Consider the following 26125-nt stretch of genomic DNA (forward strand, 5'->3'; position numbering starts at 1 on the left):
TTAGGGGTGAGGGAAAAAACGATTAACGATCGCGACGAACTGGCAATGGTGCGGGACGGATTGCTATTTGTGTGGTTTGTCCGTCACGTTGGACTTGTAATTGTATTGTTTCTCCGATCTTGCTACCTTCCACGATTCTTTGGACGTCCTCTATTTTTGTAACAGATTGGTTGTTAATACCTTGAATAATATCACCTTGTCTGAGACCTGCCGAGGCGGCGGGAGAACGGGGAACAATGTCAACTAACAGAACTCCTTTACTAGCAGTAATATTAACCTCAGCGCCGGAGTTGATTTTGTCTCTCAGTTCTGGTGTCAGCGTTACCATCTGAATACCCAAATAAGGATGGTCTACTTTTCCCTTGGAAATCAATTCTCGAGCTATTCGCTGCGCTGTGTTGATGGGAATGGCAAATCCCAATCCTTGAGCACCCCGGATAATAGCAGTGTTCATACCAATCACTTCACCGCGAACATTTAATAACGGTCCGCCCGAGTTACCGGGATTAATAGCTGCGTCGGTTTGAATGTAATCCACTCGCTTATCGGTAGCGCCAATATCACTACTAGAACGTCCTGTAGCACTGAGAATTCCTGAAGTTACAGTGTTATCTAACCCTAAAGGATTCCCAATGGCAATCACTGCTTCTCCCGGTTGCAAGTTCTCTGAGTTACCAAGAGGGACTGTGGGTAATTTGCCAGCATCTATCTTAATAACCGCCACATCCGTTACCGGATCTTCACCAAGTACGCGTCCTTCAAATTCACGACCATCTTTTAATTTTACTGTAACGCGATCGGCTCCATTAACCACATGGGAGTTAGTTAGAATTTGACCTGCAGAGTTAATAATAAACCCAGAACCGCTTCCCTGTTCTACTCTTTGTCTTGGTTCTGATGGTCGCATATCCCCGAAGAACCTTCGGAAAAATGGATCGTCAAATTCTTCTGGTAACTGCTGCGAAATTGTCCTGGCTGCATTAATACGAACCACAGCCGGTCCTACCTTTTTGACCACTCCCACAACAAAGTTAGGGTTCTCAGACCCCGAAAATATGGGAGCGACAACTGGGGTAGTGTTTTCGTTAGTGCTTTGAGGTGTGTTGTCACCTTGAGCTTGGGACTCTGCATTGGGTTTTTGTGCTTCAAGAGTTATAGCTGGTATGGAACAACCCCCAAGAGATGCCACTGTTATGCTACATAGTAGCATAAAGACAATTTTGGGCGTTGAAGAAAGTTGAAGCGAAAAACGTTGATTGTCGTCTTTTTTGGTTTGGAATTCACGGTCTTTTGTCTTCATCTGTTGTTGTCTTCTCCTGGAAGATCGGTGGATGGTAAAATCTTGGCTACTGGGGAACACAAGAATATATAGCTTACATATATGTTTCGGTTCATAGCATAGTTTGTTAAATTTGTGAGTTGCTCATCTTTCATTATTGTGACGATCGCACCCGTATTGGTGGTAAATTATGGAAATGCCCATAGACAGTCTGTGGAATCAGGTACTGGAACGCTTGCAGCTAGAGCTATCCCGTCCCACCTTTGAAACCTGGATTAAAACCGCCAGTGCTGAGCAATTTGAAAACAATTGCTTGGTAATTCGCACTCCCAATCCATTTGCTCGCAATTGGTTACAAAAATATTACATAAAAACCATTGCTAATGCAGTACACGATATTCTCGGTTATCGCGTGGATATATATATAACGGTTGGGAAAGGGGAAGAAGTTCCCAATCTCGAAGACACCGAGGTTTCTTGGGAAATATCCACTCAAGATCCAACTCCTGAAAAAGTGACCAATCGGACCAAAACAGCAGAATTAAATCCAAAGTACGTTTTTTCGCGATTTGTTGTTGGTGCTAACAATCGGATGGCGCATGCGGCTTCCCTTGCGGTAGCTGAATCTCCAGGGAGAGAATTTAACCCCTTGTTTTTATGTGGCGGGGTAGGCTTGGGGAAAACGCACCTCATGCAAGCGATCGGACACTATCGATTGGAGATTCATCCCGATTCCAGCATATTTTATGTCTCCACCGAACAATTCACAAACGATCTCATCACTGCTATCCGCAACGATAGTATGCAAAGTTTCCGCGAGCATTATCGTGCTGCGGATGTGCTCTTAGTCGATGATATTCAGTTTATTGAAGGTAAGGAGTACACCCAAGAAGAGTTTTTCCACACCTTTAATACTTTACACGAAGCAGGTAAACAAGTCGTCTTGGCATCGGATCGCCCTCCCAACCAAATTCCTCGCTTGCAAGAAAGGTTGTGTTCTCGATTCTCCATGGGATTGATAGCTGATATCCAACCTCCAGACTTAGAGACGCGGATGGCGATTTTACAAAAGAAAGCCGAGTATGAAAATATTCGCCTTCCAAGGGATGTTATTGAGTATATTGCCTCCCACTACACTTCTAACATTCGAGAATTAGAAGGAGCGTTAATTCGTGCAGTGGCATATATTTCTATTTGGGGCTTACCCATGACAGTAGAAAGTATTACTCCCGTTTTAGAACCACCAACTGAGAAGGTAGCAACAACACCAGAAGTCATTTTATCAGTTGTTGCGGATACTTTTGATGTATCAATAGAAGACTTGAAAGGAAATTCGCGACGGCGAGAAATTAGCTGGGCGCGTCAGATTGGAATGTATCTCATGCGCCAACATACCGATTTGAGTTTGCCGAGAATAGGAGAAGAGTTTGGCGGTAAAGATCATACAACGGTGATCTATAGCTGTGAAAAAATTGCTCAACTGAAAGAAACCGACCAAAATTTGGTGCAAACTCTACGTCAATTGAGCGATCGCCTGCGTGGGTCAAAAGCATAATAAATGCTTCGTGCTATCTATCTGCCTTTCTTCTTCTAAATGTTAAGTAAAGTATAAAAAATCTTTAAGCTAATATTAGCTTGTGGAAAGTTTATTATTTTTTGTGGAAAACTAACACAAAATCTGTGGAAAACTTCACACCTTCGGTGGAAAACTTTATTTTAAGTATAACTACCCTGTGGAAAAACCCCCTATGTTTTCCACAAGTTATCCACAGGCTAGCGTTCAAAAATAAAGATGTGAGGTAAGTTTTCCACAACAGCGATCGGCAATCGGCGATCGCTCACCGATTTATCCGCATACTTAAAAGTGGGGAATTTAAATAACAAATCAATTTCTTTTTCTTCCACTCCTCACATTTGCAACAAGGTGTTACCATATCCAACACACTTGCATTCGTTCGATCATGAAACTAGTTTGTACCCAAAGCGATTTCAGTACTAACCTCTCACTGACAAGCCGCGCTGTACCATCCCGTCCAACTCATCCAGTACTTGCTAATGTACTTCTACAAGCAGATGCGGAAACCAACCAAGTTAGCCTTACAGCTTTTGACCTCAATTTGGGTATCCGTACCAGTTTTAAAGCGGAGGTATTGCAGGGGGGAGCGATCGCAATTCCTGCAAAATTGTTGAATGATATTACTGCTCGTCTTCCAGAAGGAGAAATCACTTTAGAAGAAGAGTCAGCTGCTAAAGGAGATAACATTGGTGGGGAAGGCTTAATTGTGTCTCTAATGCCAAAAAGCGGACGTTATGAAGTACGAGCAATGGGAGCAGAAGATTTTCCAGAATTACCTGCGATCGAAAATGACACATCGATTCAGATTACCGCTAGTGCATTAATTGACGGATTGAAAGGTTCTTTGTTTGCAAGCAGTAGTGATGAAACCAAACAAATACTGACAGGAGTTCATCTCACAGTTCAACAAGACTCCCTCGAATTTGCGGCTACCGACGGACATCGTTTAGCTGTGGTACAAACGACAAACGAGAGTACAGATACAAGTAGCGATACCAACCTAGAGGTAACACTACCCGCTAGAGCCTTGCGAGAACTCGAACGGATGCTAGCCCACAGTGCATCATCAGATGAGTCTGTTACTATGTCTTTGGATCAAGGACAAGTTATTTTTGAATGGCTAAATCAACGCTTGACCAGCCGTACTTTAGAAGGACAGTACCCATCTTACCGTCAGCTTATTCCCCGACAATTTGAGCGCGAAGTCACTTTAGACAGAAAACAATTTTTGAGTACCCTAGAGCGAATTGCAGTATTAGCAGACCAGAAGAATAATATAGTTAAAGTCAGTATAGACAGTGAAGCGCAAGAAATCACCTTATCTTGTGAAGCTCAAGATGTGGGAAGTGGGAGAGAATCCTTACCAGCACAGATATTGGGTGAGGAAATAGACATTGCTTTTAATATTAAGTATCTGATGGAAGGTTTAAAAGCATTGCCCTCTACAGAAATTCAAATGCAATTGAATTCAAATCTGACTCCAGTAATTTTTACACCTGTAAGTGGGGTGAAAATGACTTATTTGGCTATGCCAGTTCAGATTAGGAATTAACTAGGCAGATTGCAAGCGAGTTTATACAGAGTATGGCAGCTTTTTATACCCAGCCATTTTTCTGACTCCTTTTAGCTTAGTTAGTTGTGCTTTTAGGCACTTATCGATCCCCCCTAACCCCCCTTAAAAAGGAGGAAAAATACTCTGAGTCTCCCAATTTATCTGGGGATTTAGGGGGACTTGAATGTTTTGCTACTGATGACAGGACTTTTCAAACATCTTCTAAGACAAGATGCAGAAACGCGTTCTTAGGTAGGATTAATATATCTGACGCCCTAACGAATGGAATTCGTGGCTATACAAACTAGGTGGTTATGAAATCAAATATAAGTGAAGAACAAATACATTTTCAACGCGACAATATTTCCTTGCGCTTAGGACACATAGCTTCAAATCTGGGACGATTGAGGACATTATGCCACAATAGTTATGAGAAAGGGGTATTGGATGTAATCGCCCAGACAAAAGATTTTATCGAATAGACGGCAGCAGAAATTGAGCCAGAACTTGCCGAGGAATTAGTCAATATTCAAGTTCAACTAGCACTGTGGGAGAGAACTTGGGACAATATTTGGTCAGACAATAAAAAACGCGGAGAACTAGCTACAACGGCAGAAACATACTCTGGACGTGTATTGGATATGTCAGGTTTTTTGTTAGAATCAACAACGTAGTTTAAACCACCAGGTCAACAAGTAATTAGCAATTAGCAATATACCAATTCATCTGTTTACTTAAGTTTCAAGAAATAGGTACCAAACTTTATAACAAAAAAAGTTATTTTACTACCTTTAGCCAAGCAAATATATCGGCGGGCGAAACCTGCCAGTCCCTCAAGACATCAAGAACGGGCAATATACTAGTATCATAGTGTACTTCAGGTAATTGATTCGGTTGAAATACCATCACCGATTTATCATCAGGATCAATGAACCAACCCAGTTTTGTCCCCTGTTTAACACAAAAAATAATTTTATTAATGACACGGTTAGGAGATTGGTCAGGTGATAGGATTTCAATAGTCCAGTCGGGGTAACTTTCAAATCTGTTGGCAATTTCCCCATCTTCATCAGTTGGGATGCGCGACCACTCAAACACCGCCACATCTGGAACTAACGACCGTCCGCCAAAGGTGCAGCGTAACTCAGTTAATGCTAAAGCTAACTTTTTTGGTTTCCCAAGCTGATTGATTGCGGATGCTGACTCTGTTTGGAGAATGCTATGTTTTCCTTGGGGGATTGGTTTTTGATAGATGCGACCGTCGAGATACTCACTAGCTGGTTTGGTTTCTGGTAGTTTCAGAAACTCCTCTAATGTCTTGTTGAAAGATACCTGAGTTGAAAGTGCCATAAGCAATTACTCCCGAAACAATCCTAGCGAACAAATAATTTAAGGTTTTTGCTTCTCTACTTCTGCAACTCGCAAATCGATTCTATCAAAATAACACGGCAGCGTGAGAACCCCTCTCTTTTAAGAAGGGAATGAAACGCGACACGTAGGACTTTAGTCCGTAAGACTATACGAATGGATTGGGAGGGCGATCGCCGTGTATGCGGATTTACTCCTGTTGCAATTATTGGAAATAATCTGCCAAGCATTGCCCTGTTTCACACCAATGAAGAAGAACGGTAATCTTATGGTGGGAAGGGAGTAATTAGATATTTTAAATATCTGTTGATCGTTAACGAATAAACCTATTTAATTGACAAACTAATAAATGTACAGTAGTTGAAGGATTATCGCTTTCTGGATTATGTTCATGATATTGCTTGAGCAGATTTTCTGCATTTTTGATAGCAGTCAGTTGCCGATTTTCTAATTCCTCATAAATTTTCTGACTGTTCTTTTGATATTTATAACCCAGTAATTTATTTAATTTTTTACAATAATCACTCCGAGGAATCCCCGTGTTAAGAAACTCAAAGTGCAAAACATACCATAGTTCAAAAGCCTCATTAGAATATGCTATATCAATTCCTACTTGTTTGGCTTTTGTAATAGCATGATTAAAATCTTCTTTAGTCCAAGAATCGCGGTCAAACACACACCAAACTTGGTCGTAATCTTCCTGGTTTCTTAATTATTGAGCTTTTTCGACTAGCTTACTTGGATTAAACCTTAACCCTCTAACATCAATAACATCCTTGGGTACACGAAAAGCGTTGAAGTAATTAGGTTCGGTTTTCTCTCCTTCGCAAACAATTAAAAACCTCTCGATAAGTTCTCGTGTTTCAATCTTTCTATCAGAGTAACCGCGCAAGTTATCTTTTTTCAAATGTCTTTTAGGCATCAGACTCATTTATTAGAGAAATTAGGTTACCAATAAAAGGAATAGCGCCATATCTACCTTTTATATAGTCGTTTTCAAAAGAAGTATCATTTTGAAGCTTAAACTCCACTAATGAATATAAATCCGTAGCTCCATATTTATTTTTTTCAGTAAACCAAATCTGATCTCTACGAAAGAGTTTATTGCTGAGTAGATTGGTATCATGAGTCATAAAAATTAGTTGTGCATTATTGGAATTAGTTTCAGTAGAGCTAAACAGTTCTACCATGGCACGGCTAATCAAAACGTGAAGTCTTGTATCAAGTTCATCAACTATCAGTACTTTACCATCCTTGAGAGTATCTACAATCGCTCCTGCCATAGCAAATATTTTTTGAGTTCCTTCAGACTCTTGCTCATCTAAGTTAAATAGCTCTGTGGAAACATGATTTCCCTGACTATCAAACTTTCTATGTACCGTATTAATAGATGTCACTTGATTATTTTTTTTAATTAAAAATCTTTTAACTTCATCTGGAATTTCTTTAGCTATACTGTCTAAAGTTACTTTTTCAACTTTTATATCGCTAATCCCTAAATCTAATTTCTTTATCAATTGAATAATTTCTTCTTTATTGTTATTTTTGTTGTCTATTAAACATTCTACTGTGTAATTTAAGAGACTGGAATCATCCAAACTAGAGACTATTCTTATTTTTCTCGTTAGCCAATCTAGTATTCTCTCAGCAATTTCAACATTAAATTGAGCGCAAACTGATATAAATAAGGCATTATGTCTGGTTTTTTGTTGAATTCCGTCTGCTTTGAATTTCTTAGAAAAGCTAATATTATCTCTATCGCGTACAAAAAGTTTTGTTTCTTTGATTTTAGGAACATAGAGCAACCATTCTGAAATTACTCTTTCTCGATCGGCTTCAAATCCATATCTGTACCTTTGCCCATCTAAAAGAAAAACAATCTCAAAAAAAGATGGTTCTGCTTCGGTTTCCGTACTGAGTCTAAACTTCTCAACACCTATTTTTTCCGTACTTTGAGTTTCTTTGGAGGAATTAATCATAAACCATCGCATAAAATTAAGAGCTTTGGCAAGATTACTCTTACCACTGGCGTTGGCTCCATATATTGCTGCACTTTTTAGTAGCTTAAGTTCGCGATTTACTGTAAAAAGATTATTTTCATCTAGCTTTTTGTCTTGAGCAGCAATGTTGGTTGCCACCATACTTAAAGTGACTTTGTCTTTAAACGATCTGTAATTGCCAACACTGAACTCGATTAGCATAATCAGTTTATCGGTGTTAGTAGGAAAAATAAATAAAAATGCACAAACACATAATAATAGCATTTAAACAGAGCATTAAGGCGGCGAAACACGGTTGATTGATGAACTCCCAACTCCCTCGCTGCACTTGCAAGGCTATGAGTCCGAGCGATCGCTTGAACTATCCGCAAATCATTCCAATCCAACATGGCGGCAGTATATTTGCAAAAATGCAAATCTGTTTATCAATTTTGCCATTATTCGTTGCACTTGTACGAATCACAATTAAACAAGACCAAAGCCTTTGGGCATAACCAGAGAACGAGCAACCACCATGAACAACCTCGAAATTGTTAAACGCCTCTATACCGCCTTTGCAGAGCGGGATACAAACACCATCCTCGAACTGTTTGACCCCAAAATTGAGTGGATACAAAATGAGGGTTTTCCACAGGGCGGTAAGCATATTGGTTCTGACGCAGTTATCAACGATGTCTTTGCCAAATTCCGGAAAGATTGGGAGATTTGGCAAGCTGTCGTTGACGAATGGCTTTCTGCTGGAGATACAATTATTGCTTTAGGTGAGTATCGCGGCATTCATAAGTCAACGGGCAAATCGATGACTGCTGCATTCGCTCATGTTTATAAGCTTAAAAATAGTCGGATTGTTAGATTCCAGCAGTACACTGATACACTGAAAATTGCCGAAGCCATGCAGCCAGAGCCAAACCAGCCTGCTAGTTAATTTAACAATTAAATTGCTGCAGAACGAGCCTCATCGACTTTAAGAGTTGTACCTGTGATGAATTTGGCGTCCTCTGAAATGAGAAAAGCAACGGTTTTAGCAAGTTCTATGTAAGATAGCGGACGACCCCACATCAAGTCGGATGGCACATTCCAACCTACTAACTCTTCCATGCTGTCTGCCACAAAAAAAGGAGCCACTGAGTTCATGCGAATTTTATCGACTCTATAACGCTTGGCGTATAGTTTGGTGAATCCTTCCATTGCAGTCCGGAGTGTCCCACTGAAAGGCGTTCCCAATTCTGGTTCTTGTGAATCACAAGCTGAGATATTGACGATCGCGCCTCCGCCCTGTTGGCGCATTGGTTCTGTCACCAATCTAGCAATACGGACAACACTTAAAAACAGCATTTCAAAATTTTCCGTCCACATTCTATCAGAGATATCGAGCAAATCAGGACGAGGAGGATCGCCGAAACTATTGACGACCGCATCGATCCGCCCAAATCGATCCAGCGTAGTTTGAACCAATCGCTCTAAATCTTGAAGGTTGGATATTGAACCTTGAACGGCAATTCCACTTAACTCTTGCGCTAAATCTAAAACACTTTCGCTTCGCGCCATCAATGAAACTATATAGCCCCGAGCAGCCAATTCTCGAGCACAACCTGCTCCAATTCCACGACTCGCCGCCGTAACGATCGCAACCTTTTTTGAATTCATCTTCTCACCTCGATTCATTGACTTAAAATCAGATTAGCCTTTGCCATTTAAGAAGAGAAGACTCTTATTTGGCAAAACATTTATGCCAAATAAGAACAAATGCTGACGATTTTGAATCAACTTGCTGAACTGATTGCTTTTGTTAAAAGCGTAGAGTTCAATAGTTTTAGTGCAGCGGCGCGATCGCTAGGTACAACCCCTTCTGCTATTAGCAAGCGTGTCGCGAAGTTAGAAAACCGTTTGGGAGTATGCCTCCTGCAACGAACAACTCGCTCCCTTCGTTTGACTCCTGAAGGCTTAGGCTACTACGAGCGCATTTCTCGACTGTTGCGAGAACTCGAAGAAGCGAATGATTCCGTTGTCTCAGGCGGTAAGCCATGCGGTAAGCTTACCATCAGTACATCACTTGACTTTGGACAATGGTTGTTAGTGCGGTCGATTCCAGAATTTTTAGCCCAATATCCGGAAATTCAGATTGATTTGCGACTGAGCGATCGCTTCGTCGATCTCGTTGTTGAGGGAATCGATATAGCAATTCGGTTGGGAGATCTCAAAGACTCCAGTTTGATTTACAGGTATTTGGGACAGACCCGATTTGTGCTTTGTGCTTCGCCCGCCTATCTAAAGGCTTACGGAACCCCAACCACACCGCAGGATTTAGCGCATCACAATTGTCTGCAATATGTATTTGATGGACAGCCCGTTTCTTGGGACTTCCTTATCGACAAAACGTGGCAAACTATTTCCGTGAGTGGCACATTCAATTCTGATAACGGTGGTGCATTGAAAAATGCGGCGATTGCAGGGTTGGGAATCACTCGGTTATTGAGTTTTCAGGTACAAGAAGAAGTTCAACAACAGCAATTAGAGTTACTCTTTCCAGAGCAATTTTTCCCAGGCTTAGTAGTCCAAGCAGTGTTCACTCATCAACGCAATCTATCCCCACGAGTCCGGGCTTTCCTGGAATATTTAACATCCTACTGCACTAAAGTTTTAACGTGAGTTCGATTTCTGCCTTCATGTACTAGAAATCTTTTGCTTCATCGGAATTTCAATCCAAAACTCAGTTCCCGAACCGACTTGAGAGTTGCATTTAAAAATTCCACTGTGTTTATCTACAATAATTTGGTAACTAATTGACAACCCCAAACCAGTCCCTTTACCGATTGGCTTGGTTGTAAAAAATGGGTCAAAAACTCTTTGGAGCAAATCCTGGGACATTCCCGGACCGTTGTCAGAAATGCGAATCACAACACTGGGAATACAACCGTCTATTTGACCTACAGATGTTGCGATCGCAATACTACCCTTTGGCGCTTCTGTTACAGACGCCGCATATTGATCCAAAGCATCAATAGCATTGCTGATAACATTCATAAAAACTTGATTGAGTTGTCCTGCATAGCACTCAACCAATGGTAGATCGCCATACTCTTTGATAATATCAATCCCAGGGCTGTCAGGTCTGGGTTTTAACCGATAGTGTAAAATCAGCAGTGTACTGTCAATTCCCTCGTGAATATCAACAAGTTTCATCTCAGCGTGGTCCAGTCTGGAAAAATTTCTTAACGAGAGAACAATTTGACGGATGCGATCGGTTCCTATCCTAATAGAAGAAAGTATCTTGGGCAAATCCTCTATAATAAAATCAAATTCCAGTGCTTCTGCTTGCTCGATAATCTCAAGGTGGGGGTTTGGATAATGTCGCTGGTAAAGTTCCAACATTGTTAGCAAATCTTCAGTGTACTCACTAATATGGGTAATGTTCCCATAAATAAAGTTGACGGGATTGTTAATTTCGTGAGCAACACCTGCAACCAGCTGACCGAGTGAAGACATTTTCTCAGTTTGAATCAGTTGAGTCTGGGCTTGCTGTAGTTCGTGCAGTGCATTTTGTAATTTGGCGGTACGCTCTTTAACTTGATTTTCTAAATTTGCATTGAGAGTATTAACTTGTTGGTAAATCTCACGCTGCTGAATTGCTAAGGTAAACTGCTTTCCCAAAGCTTGAGCTAATTCAAGTTCTTCTGGAGTCCATTCACGAGGCTGTGCTTTTCTGTATTCGCGCCAAACTTCAAATGACAAGCGCGGATACAATTGTCTTTCGTCGCGATCGAACCGTCCAGCCCAGAGAGTTTCTGTATCAACTTCGTCTCTAAAAATACTTAAATATCCTAGTAATTGCTGGCGGTATTGGAGGGGTAGCATCAAGATACTGCGAATCTTCGTAGGTCGGAAAGCAACTTGTAAATTTCGCAACTTTGGTGTTTTATAAATATCTGGAATAGCCCATATGTCGCAGTCTCCAGACCCATCGTAGTGTTCCTGCCAAACGCTATATTGCTCCATCAACTGATATCTGGCAATTTCCGGGACTAGGGGTTGTTGACCAATAGTATAAATTTTAATAAATTGCTCGCCTGCTTCCAAACATTCTGCCAAACTTCTCACCGTGTTGTTTTTAGCATCAAAAGCTTGATTCCTGATGCAAAGTCTGCCACCAGACCCTCCAAATGCTGTCACGGCTGCTTCTAAAGCTGGCTGCAACTCAACTACAGGCATTGAGTGTAATAAAGTGGCAACACGGTTGACAATAGCTTCTCGTTGTGATTTTTGATGTGCCTGGGTCAGTATGTTACTTTGCGCGATCGCGACTGCTAACTGATCTACAACTCTCTGTACTGCTTCAACATCATCTTCATCAAACACCCGAGAGCCTGAGTCATGAGACACCAACAATCCCCAAAGTTGCTCTTGATGGAAAATAGGAGTGATTAAAGAGGACGTCACTCCCATTGCAGTCAAGTATTCTAAATGGCAAGGATCGATCGGTCTGTATTGTATATTTTCCGAGTCGGTCTCTACTGATTCCAAATTACGTAATGGGCTGTGACCTATTTGCCGACTTGCAACATGAGCTACAGAACGCACTCGCGCCTTAATAAAATTTTCTCGCGCATGAAGGGGAATATCATCCGCAGGAAAATTCAGCCCCAGCAACGACGGAAGACAATATTTATGAATTGCTTCAGCAATCACTTGACCGCTATTATCAGGATGAAATTTGTAAATCAGTACGCGGTCAATACCCAACAAAGAACGTACTTCTGCGACTGTTGTTGTCAAAATTTCTTCTAAAGAAAGTGTTCGCCGAATATTGTTGACAATCCGGCGTAACAAATTTTCTTGTTCTAAACGAAGCTGTAGATCGTGTTTGGCTCTAGGAGACATTGCGTTTAGCCAAATAAATTCTGAAATAAGTTGGCATTAAAGGCTTGCACCTGTCGGTAAATTTCGTATTGCTGAATAAACAGAGCAAATTGCTTACCGATGGCTTGAGCCAGTTCAATGTCTTCAACAGTCCATTCACAAGCTTGCGCCTTTTTAGATTCTCGCCACACTTCAAATGACAAACGGGGATACAATTGCCGTTGATCGGGGTCAAACTGACCAGCCCACAGAGTTTCGGTATCAATTTCGTCTCGGAAAACACTTAGATAGCCGAGCAACTGCTGTCGGTGTTGCAAGGGTATCATCATGATGCTGCGAATTTTAGTGGGTTGGAACGCCATTTGCAGATTTCGCAATTCAGGTGTTTGATAGATGTCTGTAATCCCCCAAACATCAGAGTTACTGAATTTGTAACGCTCTTGCCAGACACTGTATTGTTCCATATGTTGGTATTTTGCCACTTCTGGCATCACGGGTTGCCAACCACAGGTGTAAAGCTCAATGGAAGGGTTCTCTTCATTCAAACATTCTGCCAAACTTTTCACCGTATCATTTTGCAAGCTAAAAGCGTGATGTCTGATACACAGCCGACCGCCAGTCCCAGAAAATGCCTCAACAGTTTCCTTTAAGGCTGATTGGAATTCAATGTTGGGCATTGAATGCAGTAGGGTTGTTATGCGATCGAGGACTGCTTCTCTTTGCGCTCTTGCTTGGGCTTTGGCAAGAATATGACTTTGTGCGATCGCAACAGATAACTGATCTACCACCATCTGCACGGCTTCAATTTCTGACTCAGGTACCAAACGCGGTTCTGAGTGATGGGAAGCTAACAGTCCCCAGAGTTCTTCTTGATGAAAAATTGGCATGACCAGAGAAGACTTCACCCCCATTGCCGTTAAGTACTCCACATGGCAAGGATCGACAGGGCGGTATGTTATGTCCCCTGGTGTAGCTTCTCCGGTGACTAGATTACGCAAAGGGCTTTGACCTATTTGTCGCGTGTCAACATTCACAACAGAACGCGATCGTGCTTTCATAAACATTTTCCGAGCATGAAGCGGAATGTCATCTGCAGGAAAATTTAATCCCAGCAGCGATGGTAAACGATTGTTATCTATAGATTCTGCAATCACTTGACCGCTACCATCACTGTGGAATTTATAAAGCATGACCCGATCTGTTCTCAATAAAGAACGGATTTCCTCTGCTGTTGCTCTTAAAATATCGTTTAAATCTAAAGTTTGATGAATGCTGTTGATAATACGTCTTAGCAAATGTTCTTGCTCTATACGCAATTGTAAATCTTGTTCAATGCTTAAAGTCATAGCTTCTTCTCAATTAAAGTTGAATCAAATAATAGAGAAATAAATTTCAAAAGATAGTTATTTATCTAAAAATATTGTGAATTTTAATTGTGCTGTTTGTCTTCAGTAAAAATACTGGCAAAATTTTGTAAAATAATTTTATAGTTTTTTATACTTTAGTTATCAATCGATGGGTGAGTCCCTCAACCAAAATCCAGGCTGAGAATAGGCACTGCTCACCCTACTTTTATATACTTAAGTAATACTAATTCTCTTTATTAATTAATAGCAAAACATTGAGATCCCCTTAAATTACCCTTTTAAAGGGAGAATTTGAGGATTTCCACTGCATAAAACAGGTAAAATAAGGGTAATTTAGAGCTTCTCACTTCTTTAAAAAACGTGAGTTCGATGAAGTCAAAAACAGACCCTACCCCAAACCCCTCTCCTGTAAGGCTACGGTGGTGTACAGATCTCTAAAAAAGAGATGAAACATCGTGAAAAGGCAGAATTGCAATTAAGTTCCCCCCTTTTTTAAGGGGGGTTAGGGGGGATCGAAACCGCTTTTAATGCACTTTATAAGACTTGTGTACACCACCCTAGCTCCTGTGAGGAGATGGGCTTCAAAAGTACTCTCGGAACGTTCCTCCTCCCTCTTTTTCCAAAAAAGGGAGGATGGTAGGGTGAGGTTTGTCGAACTTACGTTAAAAAAGTCAGAAAAAAAGTAATTTTTGAGAATTTAAACCTTAAAAAGGCTGAAATAAGGGTAATATTAAGGATGAACCTCTTAAATAGAGGCACGGGGAGGCTCGTCTGTTGCCAAAATTTGGAAAAGTGGTATGAGAAAACCAAAATCTAGAAACCCGGTTTCTCCAATAAACCAGGTTTCTAAAGCAGAAAATTTTATATAAGAATCATCAAGCAGCAAAACGGATTTTGAGATAATCTTCTTCCATTTTCGCGCCAGCCGGTTGCAGTGCAGCCAAAGATTGGGGTAACACTAAATTGCGGCGATGATTGCCAATTGTAATGTTGAGTTCATCACCAGATTTACTTAATTGAATTTGATTTTTAGGAATTCCGGGTAAATACAATTCCAAACTGTATTGATTGTTTTCTTGAACAACTTTGATTGTTGTCTCTTGATAATACACTTGAGTAGGGTCTTCATCGGTGTAAAGCGTGTTTTTCAGACGTTCCAAAGCATCTAAGCCACACATCTCTTCAGAGAAAAGAGGTACTTCCTTGACAGGTAGTGGATGGAAATTGTCATGAATTTCCTGACGGTACTGCTTTTGATTGTCTTTCCAACGCTGGAAAAAGGGATCTTGCACCTCTTCTGGAATGATACGGTTGGCGACGACTAAGTCAGTGGCAACATTGTACAAGCTGAGATAAGCATGAGCGCGAAGAGACTCTTTAATCACCATCTTTTCCGGATTGGTAACAAGGCGTACTGACGTTTGAGTGTTATCAGTCAGAACTTTTTCCAGCGCTTCAATTTGTTGATAAAACTCATAAGGTGCGTCCATCACCTCTTTATCTGGTAATGAGAAACCAGCGATAGGTTTAAAAATCGGTTCAACAAGAGGTCGAAGCGCCACTGAAATATTTTGAAATGGTTTGTAAAAGCGACGCATATACCACCCACTTACTTCTGGTAAGCTTAACAGGCGCAATGCAGTACCAGTGGGAGCGGAATCAATAATCAGAACGTCAAACTCACCTTCATCATAATGACGCTTCATCCTCACCAAGCCAAAAATCTCATCCATCCCTGGTAAAACAGCCAATTCTTCTGCTTGTACGCCGTCTAAACCCCGTGCTTGCAGGACTTGAGTGATGTAGCGTTTTACGGAACCCCAATTTGTCTCTAACTCCAGCAGCGCATCCAGTTCTGCACCCCACAAATTGGGGCGGATTTGTTTTGGTGCGTGTCCCAGTTCTAGGTCAAAACTGTCTGCTAGTGAGTGTGCGGGATCTGTACTCAAAACTAATGTGCGATAACCCAGTTCTGCACAACGGAGTCCAGTGGCTGCAGCGACTGAGGTTTTTCCCACTCCTCCTTTACCTGTCATTAGAATTACGCGCATTGATAGTTTTGTCCTAGCTGAGAAATGTTTACACTTATTTACATTATGCTTTTAACTGTGACCAGCTGACCACCCGATCGCTAATTGGTCAGCTGGTCAGGCGATCGCGTAAGAAAATGCTGTTTCAATACATCCAGACGGGAACAGTTCCAATAATCAACGTGGGAAGCAATCAAACCTTGACGATTGAGACCCAACTCACTCCAGCCAGAAATAGCAATGCGAGGTTTCCAGGGAAGGGGCGTGTTCCAGCTGAGCGTCCACTCTGTTTTGATTGTGTTTTCTACAGGATAAATGGCGTGCAAGTCCATTTTTATATTTAAAAACCAAGTCTCCATGAATTTAATCATTTGCTTGTATCGCTCAATACCGTGAAATTTATTCATAGGGTCTTGAAAATAAACGTCCTGAGCGTAAATTTCGTATGTTTGATTCACTGGAAATCTCTGATAGTCCTGTTGAAGAATTTGAATAATGTCCATTAGTTGGTGGTTGGTTGTTAGTTGTTACTGGTCACCTATTTCAGTCCAAAGTCTTTCTAACTGATACCGCCATACGGCAAGAATTTCCTCTCGCGCCTGGGTGGTTTGGTTTATCTCTCCCATCAATCCTTCTGCATAGAAGCGATCGAGGTTTTGCATGGTGGCTTCTAAAGATTGTCCTTGCTGTTTTGCTGCTTGGATAATTTGTCGGATGCGCCTTTCTATCAGCCGATTGAAGACGTTGTTCAAACCGTTTTGGTGCAAAGAAATGAGTCGAGCGATCGCATCCCGAAGATCTTCAGCAGTTAAACTACCAGAACTGTGCTGAAAGACTCCCCAAACGACACCTTGTTGTAAGGCATAGCGAACTTGTTGGGTATCATCGAAATTTGCTTCCAAAAATTGTTCTAAAAAAGGTTGGGCTTCTGAAGCAGGCATAATAGGCAATAACACCCGCAACCAACTTTCATCATCTGAAAGCATCACGAGAAGACGAAAATTTGCTGTTTCGACTTGCCAGGAACCGGGTGCAAGAGCACCGACAGTTTCAGTACCAAATAATTCCGCAAGCGTATCCGCAATTTCTGAAGGTATCATATGTTTATTTTATCTTCAGTTCCTAGCCTAACGCTTTCCGCTCGCTTCTACCCACGACACAATTCATCAGACTGACATTGGGAAAGTAGCTCTGGCTGTAAATTTAGCAACACTAATTTAGCGTAAGTTTGACCGTGCGATTTGGCGATCGCTCGCCTCCATATCACTCAATTTCTTGCCACCTACGAGCATCTACAAATTGAGACAAATGATTTACGTTAGTTGTAGCGATTACTACTATCTCATCATTTGCTTCTATCAGTTTAGCTTGCGCCGCCAAAATGACATCACCATCGAGCGCCTTCGGATCTGCTGTCTTGAATTCCCCTGCGTCTTGCTTCAGCCCAAAACTTAGCAGCTTGAAGCATTGTTGCTGTATCTATCGGCACGTATTCAAGCCGCATTTTAAATTCATTAAGCCTTCGGATACCAGCCAGCTTATTTGCCCTTAGTAATTCACGTCTCACTTCATAGTCTACAATCTCGGGCATAATTAATCTGTAACCTTTAGACCACAAGGATTCTACCCAAGCTCCGCATTCTATTGTTAGCTCTGATGGCTTGGGATTAGTTAACATCCCTAACGGTCCAGAATCTAATACAACTATCATTTTTGTGGAAAAAGTGGTCGATTTGAAAGACGATCTTCATCTAATGCTTTTTGCAGATACTCAAAAGTCTCTCGCTGCTCTTCTTCATCTCCTTCTTCTACCCATTTGCGATGCCATTCAATTAAAGCTTGGTTAATCTGGCGTTGTTCTTCTTGAGTTCTTTTGGGTAATACGTAAGCAGGTTGATAGACCAAAGCCTCCTCCCTCTGCTTCCCATTATCTTCAATTAACTCAGCTATTTCCTGTAGCAAGCTAGCTTTCATGGCACTTAGCCGTTCATCAATCGTTGAAGCCAGTAAGGCTTTTAGCTCGTCAGTTGTCAAATCTGATATTCGTTGCTCTGTCATTCCATATACCTTTCTTTTATTTACCATCATTATTTTATGATTTTAGCCGATCCTTTACATAGGTAGAGCTAAAGCCTACAAAACAAAGCTCTTATTTCTGAAAATTTCTGTATATCAAAAATACTGAACCAATTGGTCCTAAGTTCTCTACATATATTTTGTTGTTGTAGTATAAACCGGGAGACATACCCCCATCAAATAACATTCCTTCTTGAATTTTTCCCAAGCAATTGTTGCGAGCAATTCCTTCAAGCACATCGTCAAACATATCAGGCAAAAGTTCTTGATTGCTTTGCGACAATTCAATTTCTGAATTGGCTTTAGCATCATTTACTAACAAAATGACATAACCGCGATCGCTTACAGCCACCATAGAGCGATTTGTAGCCTGTTTGCAAGCAAGTTCTCCCAAGTCTTTACAAATATCTTTAAATTTGCCGTTACGATAAAATCTACCATTACCTCCAACCAAGTTGTAATTCAGAACACTATTCGTTCTCCTTCCTACCCCAATAGTAGCCTGACGTTGACTTGGGTTCCCTCCTGAAATTCCAAAGGAAGAACGTTTATTTTTAAACGCTCCTGAATACTCAACTCCACGAGAAATATTTAAACCTTGAGGTTTGTCATCAGTACCTATGTAGTCAGCGTTAATTGCTACGATTGGTTTTTTCCCGTTTAATTTTGAGTTTTCATCAGCAATGATTTCACGGAAGACTTTTGGTATATAATCTCGACGGAGATTTCCTTTACTATCTTTGGCATATAAGTTATGTGATAGACCAACATTGACTTTAAAGTCTAGTTCTTTGGCTTGAGGATTAAAAATAATAACGTGATTTATTCCTTTCTCATATTTTTTGCCTTGATTATTAGTTTTGAAAAAACTTATGCTAAAACTTTTATCTTGACCAATACAAGTTGTGGCTGCTTTTGAGGAAGATTGATTGAATATTTGACAACCATATAACAGAATAATTGGTATGAGAAATATCAAAACTTGCTTGACTAATTTTGTGTCATGGAGCATAAAAAAATGGTATATATTTAGCCATACATTCTATAGTACCGGCTGCGGGAGCGTCCCAATTTGGAAAAAACACGTAGGTTGGGGAGCTACTCGCGTGCGGAGGGTTTCCCCCCAACCCCACTTCGTGGGGACCCCTAAGCCCCCCGTTGAGCGATGTGGCGTTTGAGGACCGAAACCCAACATTTACAGGTATTTGTTGAGTTTGTCCAAGGTACAAAAATTCGAGAGCCCTTGCAGTATTGCATTGGGATGCGCTCTAAAAGAATTCATTCAATCTGTCCTAAAAAGTTGCTCCGGAGGGAAACTCTCCGGAGCAACTTTTTGCAAAATCTAAAACCCCAAAATTAAGAGAGCCATTCTAAAACAGCTTCTTCCTTAGTATTGGTATTGCGAGATGGAGTTTCACGATTAAACTTCATGTGAATTGAGCGTGTTTGCTCGCCATCAGCAGCAACAGCCATAATTGGATAGTCGATCAAACCATCTTGGAAGGACATCTGGAAGCGGAAAGTACCATCTGGATTCAGTTTGATTGGACGACCGCCAATTGTTACAGTAGCATCGGGTTCGGTTGCACCGTAAACAATCAACTCGGCGTCAGCAATTAACCAGAACTTGCGCGGGCGCATGGGTACATCACCAGAGAAGCCAGCACCAGATGCAAACATACCGATACCAGATTCTGTCAAGCCGGACACAGTAGGAACTGCCCACATACCGACTCCAGATGGGAAGACGTAGGAACTGATGGCTTGCTGTGGAACCATAGATCCGGGAACGTGCTGCATGGAACCAAACACAGAACCTGCAACCCGCAATGCTTCCGCAGACTCTGCCAAACCAAAGATTTGGTCGTAAATTGCGTTGCCATTTGTGGTAGCAGTACCAGCCGCAGCAACTTTTTTAGCAGGAGGAACAAGTTCGTAAAGGGTTTGACCGCGTAAATCTTCCTCAAAGTTAACAGTGATGAAGACATCCTCAATCCAATCAGAAGGATACACGGGAGGAACGTGGACAGGTGCAGAACGAGCTAGGACCAACCAACGACCATCAGCACAACGATAACCGATGTCAATGACGTAGTCGCGATCGCTTACAGGAACGGGAAGATACCATTCCCTTGCCAGTTCATCACAAGGATACTCTTGGATGCTGTGAGGGCTTTGATATTCCAAACTGATATCAGTGACATCGTAGATCCGCAAAGCGAGTTGTTGTCCCCCTTGGCGACGCAGTTCTTCTTTGTGGTCGTTGGGAACATCCCAGTAAGTGTAAGCCCACTGAGGATCGCGAGGCATGAGAACAATACGGCTGTCTCCATAACCTGCAGGCAAATCCGCGAGTCCTTCATCAACATCAGAAAGAGTTCCACCAGTACGATCTACCTGACCTAACTCAAATTTAGCTGCTTCCACGGTTTCCTGTGCCTCCAGTGAACGAGATTGGCTGAGAGAAACTTTACTGCGCTGGACTTCTTGAATAGCTGCCAGCAATTGCGATTTCCGCATTCTGCTATATCGGGAGATGGCATACTCGCTAGCTACTCTGCGTAGCTGCCTCAATGTCATCTCTTCTAGCGGTGGGCGTTCTTTTGCCATGATTTTGGCCTCCAGTCGTTTGAAAGGTTCTTAATATCCCCTGGTTAATACGTGGCTGTATTATGCCATCAACATCCAGATGAACTTCTTAATTCCTGACTCCTGGTTTTGCCGAGTTTTCTAACTTTACTTAGTGTTTTTTTAAATTGCAGGTCAAAAATTTTTTCCCAGATAAACCACACTTGATATGTGGCAAGGAAAGCACGACGGAGAAGTTTTATCCTTCTTTTCCCTAGTGTTAAAACTGTCACCTTTTCTCCTAACGAGAATTCAGTGCAATTTACCAAAACCTTAGGGTGTTACTTTCCACTCTGACGCTGGTCTAAACCTGAATTAATAGCCCGGATCTGTCAGCGCAGAATGCACAGATATGTTGTGGCATATTTCTATACCTTTCAAACACGATCTTGCAAAGAGATGAGCTTGCCAGATTTAGGATTTCACTTAGCCCCCGACCTCAGTCGTAAGGTTCTCGACCAGGGTTCAAAGACTCCCTTTAAATTCCCTGTTATGCCAATGTTGCAGCACATTTTTCTTTGGGAGTAGAGGAGCCTTTGTTAAATGAATATTAACCAATAACCCTCGGTAGGGATCAAGGGGGTTCGCGATACATTTTTACATTTTCCACGGATTTATCAGCCATTTGGGGATCTTATTATCATGATTTTATGACATTTGAACAACTAAAGAGCATTTTCGGTATCTAAAGACTGGAGTTATGTCATGAAATTGTGACATTTAACAAAAGTACCGCGATCCCGTCTTAAAAAACCTAGGGGGATCGCATTATGGAGATCCCATCCATTTGTATCAAGTTATTGTGCGATCGCTTGATTTGATGTGATATCATATGTGGTACTATCGCTCCATGAGCAAACTAAAAAAATTAGTAGAGCAATTTCTCAAACAGCCTCCAGAAGTGCGGTTTCAGGACGTGCGCTATCTGTTGGAAGCTTTTGGCTTTGAAGAAAAAAGGTCTAAGGGTAGTCATCATAGTTTTCGGACTCCCAAGGTAGAACTGTTACTGTACCCAAAACAGGAGGACAAAAAGTTAAAAAAGTTTATGTACAACAAATAGTTGAACTATTAAATTTAGAAGAGTGGATTGATGAAGACACTAAACCAGAAGAAGAAGCCGATTGAAAAGCCGTCCCTAGAATACTATTTAAATCTTCAATACCCCGTAACACTTTACCCTGATGCAGAGGGAGGATACGTAGCTCAAATCAAAGATTTACCTGGATGTCTCACCCAAGGTGAAACCCTAGAAGAGACAATGGCAAACATTAATGAGGCGCGGGAATTGTGGATTGAGACAGCACATTCGGCTGGTGACGATATTCCTTTACCTAGTGGTGATGATAGCTACAGTGGTAAGTTATTGGTGCGAATGCCGAAGTCATTGCATCGCCGTTTAGCTGAAACTGCTGAACGAGAAGGTGTAAGTCTGAACCAGTATATTGTATCCTTATTGAGTGCAATTACGTAAGTGTAGAATAACTACTCGTCGAGGATGGAAAGAAATTTGGATTTTACCCATTGCACGAACAACGATGATAGCAAATAGTTGCTTTGTTACCAGCTGACTTGAAAAATGTAACAGAAGAAGCAGGAATAGTCGAAAGATTGCAAGAATAAAATATAAGGAGGCTCTATTTTTTGAATATTGAAGCAACTGTTTTTCGCCTTCTTAGAGATAGCATGGGCAAGCCAGACAGAAAGTTGGTGCTATCAGACCGTTTAATTAAGGATTTACAAATTGATTGTGACGATCTTATTTTTGCATATATTATACCTTTAATGCAGCAACTAGATATTGACATTCCAGATCCAGAATGGCTTGAGATTTATACTGTTGGAGATATAATTTATTTGCTGAAGAAATATAAAAAAATTCAAGAAGAAGCTCGCAAGCGAGCTGATACAGATTGGAAAAATAAAAGCCCCGTGCGTTGGGTGACTGGACGTTTAGATCTCAATAAGCCTGTTCTTACAAAAGGGCTGATTTTCTACCCGCGCTATTGTTTTATCACTTACCCCGAACATGAAAATTTTTATGACACTTATAACCAGAGGATTGATGAGTTAATCGATAGGGAGGGAATACCCGATTGGTCGCCGTTAAAACGCATTCCAGAAAGAGCGATCGCTCTGGAAATTCTCACAAAAACTGGGCAAAATCTATCAAACTTTACTCATTCTTCCATAGTTGAAAAAAATTTGATAAAGAGCGTATTAAATAAATGGGAATCGGGTCAACCTGTGATTTGGTCTCGCCTTCCAGACAAAGCAATACTATTATTAGGAGGCAATGTTAGTGAAAAAGTAGGACGAATTGATGTGTTAGATACCGAACATATGGCATGGTTAGCCTCATTAGAGTTTCTTCGCAAACACTGCCCAACCATGCCTTGGGATGTCCAAGCAAATTGAAGAGTACAGCTTTGCACACCCATGCCCCCTACAAGCGTATATTTGCGCTCGCTCTTAGTGTCATCTTTCTTCTGTAGAACAAATAAGGAGTTTTGCGTGATGTACCTCTCTTTTGTCGTTCATTGAGGTTGAGAAGCGTCTCGCCTTGCCCTTAATCAATAATGTCAATATTCATACTTCTGAATGTCAAAAATCTTTTCCAACGATAAATCTCGTTGCATCTATAGGATAAGTCTTAATATATACCATACAACCTGTTGCTGACGAGGGACTATAGGAGCAACCGGGTGGATACCGCAGCCAACTCCCAGCCTGATAATTTCCTAACTCATCACTCCAAGTTCCTTCTATGACAAAGATTTCTTTCACCTCAGACTCGACTACATTCAACAATGCTGTGCCTGGTTGCCAGCGCTCAATCCAGACTTTGTCAGGAAAACTCATTTGCTCATAGAGGGACTTCACCTCAATTTGAGGGATAATACCCGGCTGCCAGGGTAACTGGTAAATATTCTTTCGCACTTGCTGACGATTTTGTCCACCATGTTGGCGTAATTTAACAAAAGTCAGACAACTCTCTTCGCTGTAGGGGTGATGGACAAACCCTTCAGGATTGAGCATGTAAGTTCCTGGCGTATGGATACCTGTTTCGTCAGCAAAGTTTCCTTCGAGTACTAAAATTTCTTCTCCTCCAGGGTGTCCGTGCAGGCTGAAAAAGCCACCAGGAGCGAATCGAGTCAACATCGTTACTGGATGATCTTGAACTTCATTATCGGACTCAAAGCAAAAAAACGATATCCCGGTAAACTCTGTTTCATACCAGGTTTGAGTTGGTAATACTGCTACACGTATTGATAAATTTTCGTTAATTTTTTGAGGTTGCCAGTGCAGTTGAGAAGATAGCATTGTCAGGTTTCGCATTAATAGAGCAGTTAACTTACATAACTTTTAGAATGTAATAAAATTATAAAAATTACGTAATTATTCTAGTCTTAATTGTGCCAAAAGCTTCGTATAAGCGACAGGAGTATAAGTATCTAAATTATCCAAAACGAATCAAATTTTCTCAGACCTTGAAAAATCAATATTGACTAAGGCTTTCATTTGATGAGCAAAGTCTTGTTTGGTTGTTGACTGTGTAACTTCTACATATCGCCCAATACGGTTCGGTCAAATTCTAAGCAGTGTTAAGTACAGAGAAAGTGAGTGTTTGTAATATGGCTTTTATTTTTCAGTATATTTAAAAATTTCGTAAATATAATAATATACGTGAGAAAAGAACACAAGGACAGTTAAGACGCTTAAGCGAGATTTAACGGAATCTTTATTTTTTATCTTTCCGCACCCTAACTGTCACAAACGGTAATTACTGAGTACAACCTCTAAAAAAAGAATAAAAAGATACTGTTTTTTGCATAAAAACAGGTGAGAAAGCGTGAAAACTGGGATATGAGACATCTAAGCCATTCTCAATTATTAGCAATAAGACTGCCAGAAATTTTTTGTCTTAATTGATAGATAAATTTCTATTTTTACTTATGAAATTTTCTGACGCGTGGATTTAACTCTAGCCCAAATGCTTTTAAAAGAACATTTTGAAGGTGAGATGGTGCGAAAGCGCCCAAGGCGATCGCTACTGAATTATTGACTCCGGAGATACCTATAATGACTTGTAAACAACAACGGAGATACCACAGATTGTGAATAGCTCTAATAGCAACGCTTGTTTAACAAACACTATGTCAAATCGTGTAAACTTAATAGGGGTTAAGTAAAAAGATGCGATCTCGGTAATTTTGTAGGATGTCGATCAAACGTGTTGGTATAATCGGGGGCGGACAATTAGCATGGATGATGGGAAGTGCCGCCAGAGAGTTAGGAGTGGAATTACTGATTCAAACTCCTGGCGCAAACGATCCTGCAGTATCCGTGGCTAAAGAGGTTATTTTTGCTCCAGTTGATGATGCTAACGCTACAGCAATACTCGCTCAAAAGTCTGATGTCATTACTTTTGAGAATGAGTTTGTTAACATAGATGCTTTATTAAAACTAGCCGAGCAAGGAGTTTGTTTTCGTCCCAGATTGGAAGCTTTAAGCCCTCTTTTAGATAAATATCACCAACGCTGTTATTTACGAGAATTGGGTTTACCCGTTCCGAAGTTTGTTAATATTCCCCAACAAGAGGAAGAGGTTGGGAGAAGCGCAGACTTAGTCTCTAACACACAGCTGGGTTTTCCAGTCGTTTTGAAAGCTCGCCGTCACGGTTATGACGGTCAGGGAACTTTCATTGTTAAAGAACCATCCGAGCTAGACCGAAAACTGAATTCAGCTTCAAAAAATGTTTCTGGTTATTTATTAGAAGAATACGTTCCTTTTGAGCGAGAACTCGCAGTCATCGCCGCACGTTCTACCAATGGTGAGGTTATGACTTACCCAGTGGTGGAAACCCAGCAGGAAGAACAGGTTTGCCGTCGAGTCATTGCACCGGCTGATATTCCAGAACGAGTTGCTTTGGAAATAGAGGATATTGCTCGTACTTTGCTTAACAGCTTGCAAGCTGTGGGAGTTTTTGGAATTGAATTATTCCTTAGGGCGGATGGCAAAGTACTGGTTAATGAATTAGCACCCCGGACTCACAATTCCGGGCATTTTTCTCTGGATGCTTGTAAAACGTCCCAATTTGAGCAGCACTTAAGAGCAGTTTGCGATCTCCCTCTAGGGAACACGGCAATGATTTGCCCCAGTGCTGTTATGGTTAATCTCTTGGGATATGAAAATTCTCAAAGCGACTATACAGACAAACGCCAGCAAATAGAGCAAATCCCCCAAGCATACGTCCACTGGTATGGCAAGAATGAATCCCGTCCGGGACGCAAACTCGGACACGTAACCGTTTTGCTGGATTCGCAAAACCGCGATCGCACAATGGAGATCGCCCGTAATGTAGAATCCATCTGGTATTCAAAGTAAGCCTGCC

The 26125-nt window shown here is 41.2% G+C and carries 23 protein-coding genes and 2 pseudogenes; 8 read left to right on the forward strand and 17 right to left on the reverse strand.

Annotated features, from left to right (window positions below; all coding sequences use genetic code 11):
• Positions 1 to 22 precede the first annotated feature (22 nt).
• Positions 23 to 1300 (reverse strand): HhoA/HhoB/HtrA family serine endopeptidase, encoded by a 1278-nt coding sequence (locus HC643_RS19660; RefSeq protein WP_137986325.1) that lies wholly within the window; start codon positions 1298 to 1300, stop codon positions 23 to 25.
• A 169-nt stretch (positions 1301 to 1469) separates the two neighbouring features.
• Between HC643_RS19660 and dnaA the strand changes: the two genes are divergently transcribed.
• Positions 1470 to 2834, forward strand: coding sequence for a chromosomal replication initiator protein DnaA (dnaA, locus tag HC643_RS19665; protein WP_038084082.1), 1365 nt, complete (start codon positions 1470 to 1472; stop codon positions 2832 to 2834).
• Positions 2835 to 3052: 218 nt separating this feature from the next.
• Here the strand turns inward: dnaA and HC643_RS42150 are convergent, their stop codons facing one another.
• Positions 3053 to 3184, reverse strand: a complete 132-nt coding sequence (locus tag HC643_RS42150; protein ID WP_272899752.1) for a hypothetical protein — start codon at positions 3182 to 3184, stop codon at positions 3053 to 3055.
• Positions 3185 to 3240: 56 nt separating this feature from the next.
• Here HC643_RS42150 and dnaN point away from each other — a divergent pair, with 56 nt between their 5' ends.
• Positions 3241 to 4407, forward strand: coding sequence for a DNA polymerase III subunit beta (dnaN, locus tag HC643_RS19670; RefSeq protein ID WP_038084084.1), 1167 nt, complete (start codon positions 3241 to 3243; stop codon positions 4405 to 4407).
• A 777-nt stretch (positions 4408 to 5184) separates the two neighbouring features.
• On the opposite strand, the gene HC643_RS19675 is transcribed toward dnaN, so the two are convergent.
• The 4 genes and pseudogenes from HC643_RS19675 to HC643_RS19690 form a co-directional block, all read right to left on the reverse strand.
• Positions 5185 to 5757, reverse strand: a complete 573-nt coding sequence (locus HC643_RS19675) for a Uma2 family endonuclease (RefSeq protein ID WP_038084086.1) — start codon at positions 5755 to 5757, stop codon at positions 5185 to 5187.
• Between the two features lie 331 nt (positions 5758 to 6088).
• Positions 6089 to 6706: pseudogene (locus HC643_RS19680) on the reverse strand (RloB family protein).
• A complete protein-coding gene (locus tag HC643_RS19685) occupies positions 6690 to 7976 on the reverse strand; it encodes an AAA family ATPase (RefSeq protein WP_038084094.1) in 1287 nt (428 codons plus the stop codon). Before HC643_RS19685 ends, HC643_RS19680 begins: the two are co-directional and overlap by 17 nt.
• A gap of 2 nt (positions 7977 to 7978) precedes the next feature.
• The gene (locus HC643_RS19690; RefSeq protein WP_072040764.1) at positions 7979 to 8164 is read right to left on the reverse strand and encodes a helix-turn-helix domain-containing protein; all 186 of its coding nucleotides are present in this window, start codon (positions 8162 to 8164) and stop codon (positions 7979 to 7981) included.
• Between the two features lie 125 nt (positions 8165 to 8289).
• Here HC643_RS19690 and HC643_RS19695 point away from each other — a divergent pair, with 125 nt between their 5' ends.
• Positions 8290 to 8700: a nuclear transport factor 2 family protein gene (locus HC643_RS19695; protein WP_050045974.1), complete on the forward strand. Its 411-nt coding sequence runs from the start codon at positions 8290 to 8292 to the stop codon at positions 8698 to 8700.
• Between the two features lie 8 nt (positions 8701 to 8708).
• Here the strand turns inward: HC643_RS19695 and HC643_RS19700 are convergent, their stop codons facing one another.
• Entirely contained in the window at positions 8709 to 9422 is a 714-nt protein-coding gene (locus tag HC643_RS19700) for an SDR family oxidoreductase (RefSeq protein ID WP_038086143.1), read from the reverse strand.
• A 99-nt stretch (positions 9423 to 9521) separates the two neighbouring features.
• Between HC643_RS19700 and HC643_RS19705 the strand changes: the two genes are divergently transcribed.
• Positions 9522 to 10424, forward strand: coding sequence for a LysR family transcriptional regulator (locus HC643_RS19705; RefSeq protein ID WP_038086133.1), 903 nt, complete (start codon positions 9522 to 9524; stop codon positions 10422 to 10424).
• A gap of 15 nt (positions 10425 to 10439) precedes the next feature.
• Here HC643_RS19705 and HC643_RS19710 read toward each other — a convergent pair whose 3' ends face one another.
• The 9 genes and pseudogenes from HC643_RS19710 to HC643_RS19750 all read right to left on the reverse strand — a co-directional run bounded on the left by HC643_RS19710 (position 10440) and on the right by HC643_RS19750 (position 20715).
• The gene (locus tag HC643_RS19710) at positions 10440 to 12653 is read right to left on the reverse strand and encodes a GAF domain-containing sensor histidine kinase (protein WP_038086131.1); all 2214 of its coding nucleotides are present in this window, start codon (positions 12651 to 12653) and stop codon (positions 10440 to 10442) included.
• A 26-nt stretch (positions 12654 to 12679) separates the two neighbouring features.
• Positions 12680 to 13978: pseudogene (locus HC643_RS19715) on the reverse strand (GAF domain-containing protein); the annotation flags it as partial.
• Positions 13979 to 14874: 896 nt separating this feature from the next.
• The gene (locus tag HC643_RS19720; protein WP_038086127.1) at positions 14875 to 16050 is read right to left on the reverse strand and encodes a TRC40/GET3/ArsA family transport-energizing ATPase; all 1176 of its coding nucleotides are present in this window, start codon (positions 16048 to 16050) and stop codon (positions 14875 to 14877) included.
• Positions 16051 to 16130: 80 nt separating this feature from the next.
• Positions 16131 to 16532 (reverse strand): C6orf136 family protein, encoded by a 402-nt coding sequence (locus HC643_RS19725; RefSeq protein ID WP_038086125.1) that lies wholly within the window; start codon positions 16530 to 16532, stop codon positions 16131 to 16133.
• Positions 16533 to 16556: 24 nt separating this feature from the next.
• Entirely contained in the window at positions 16557 to 17129 is a 573-nt protein-coding gene (locus HC643_RS19730) for a hypothetical protein (protein ID WP_038086123.1), read from the reverse strand.
• Between the two features lie 287 nt (positions 17130 to 17416).
• Positions 17417 to 17740 carry a type II toxin-antitoxin system VapC family toxin gene (locus HC643_RS19735; protein ID WP_237265903.1) on the reverse strand — a complete coding sequence of 108 codons (324 nt, stop codon included), beginning with the start codon at positions 17738 to 17740 and terminating at the stop codon, positions 17417 to 17419.
• The gene (locus HC643_RS19740) at positions 17737 to 18087 is read right to left on the reverse strand and encodes a hypothetical protein (protein ID WP_050045975.1); all 351 of its coding nucleotides are present in this window, start codon (positions 18085 to 18087) and stop codon (positions 17737 to 17739) included. The genes HC643_RS19735 and HC643_RS19740 overlap by 4 nt, the downstream gene beginning before the upstream one ends.
• Before the next feature lie 91 nt (positions 18088 to 18178).
• Positions 18179 to 19117 (reverse strand): phosphodiester glycosidase family protein, encoded by a 939-nt coding sequence (locus HC643_RS19745; protein WP_038086120.1) that lies wholly within the window; start codon positions 19115 to 19117, stop codon positions 18179 to 18181.
• Between the two features lie 344 nt (positions 19118 to 19461).
• Complete coding sequence (locus HC643_RS19750; protein WP_038086118.1) at positions 19462 to 20715, reverse strand: DUF4912 domain-containing protein; 1254 nt, start codon at positions 20713 to 20715, stop codon at positions 19462 to 19464.
• An 868-nt stretch (positions 20716 to 21583) separates the two neighbouring features.
• On the opposite strand from HC643_RS19750, the gene HC643_RS19755 reads away from it, so the two are divergent.
• From HC643_RS19755 to HC643_RS40855, 3 genes are all read left to right on the forward strand, one after another.
• On the forward strand, positions 21584 to 21793 hold the full coding sequence (locus tag HC643_RS19755) for a type II toxin-antitoxin system HicA family toxin (protein WP_237265904.1): 210 nt from the start codon (positions 21584 to 21586) through the stop codon (positions 21791 to 21793).
• A gap of 30 nt (positions 21794 to 21823) precedes the next feature.
• On the forward strand, positions 21824 to 22204 hold the full coding sequence (locus HC643_RS19760; protein WP_038086116.1) for a type II toxin-antitoxin system HicB family antitoxin: 381 nt from the start codon (positions 21824 to 21826) through the stop codon (positions 22202 to 22204).
• A 170-nt stretch (positions 22205 to 22374) separates the two neighbouring features.
• Positions 22375 to 23148 carry an acyl carrier protein gene (locus HC643_RS40855; RefSeq protein WP_050045977.1) on the forward strand — a complete coding sequence of 258 codons (774 nt, stop codon included), beginning with the start codon at positions 22375 to 22377 and terminating at the stop codon, positions 23146 to 23148.
• Between the two features lie 186 nt (positions 23149 to 23334).
• Here the strand turns inward: HC643_RS40855 and HC643_RS19770 are convergent, their stop codons facing one another.
• On the reverse strand, positions 23335 to 24069 hold the full coding sequence (locus tag HC643_RS19770; RefSeq protein ID WP_237265905.1) for a cupin domain-containing protein: 735 nt from the start codon (positions 24067 to 24069) through the stop codon (positions 23335 to 23337).
• An 888-nt stretch (positions 24070 to 24957) separates the two neighbouring features.
• Here HC643_RS19770 and HC643_RS19775 point away from each other — a divergent pair.
• A complete protein-coding gene (locus HC643_RS19775; protein WP_038086141.1) occupies positions 24958 to 26118 on the forward strand; it encodes a 5-(carboxyamino)imidazole ribonucleotide synthase in 1161 nt (386 codons plus the stop codon).
• Positions 26119 to 26125 lie beyond the last annotated feature (7 nt).

Origin of the sequence: Tolypothrix bouteillei VB521301 (assembly GCF_000760695.4) — a bacterium.
In the GTDB taxonomy this organism is placed as follows: domain Bacteria; phylum Cyanobacteriota; class Cyanobacteriia; order Cyanobacteriales; family Nostocaceae; genus Scytonema; species Scytonema bouteillei_A.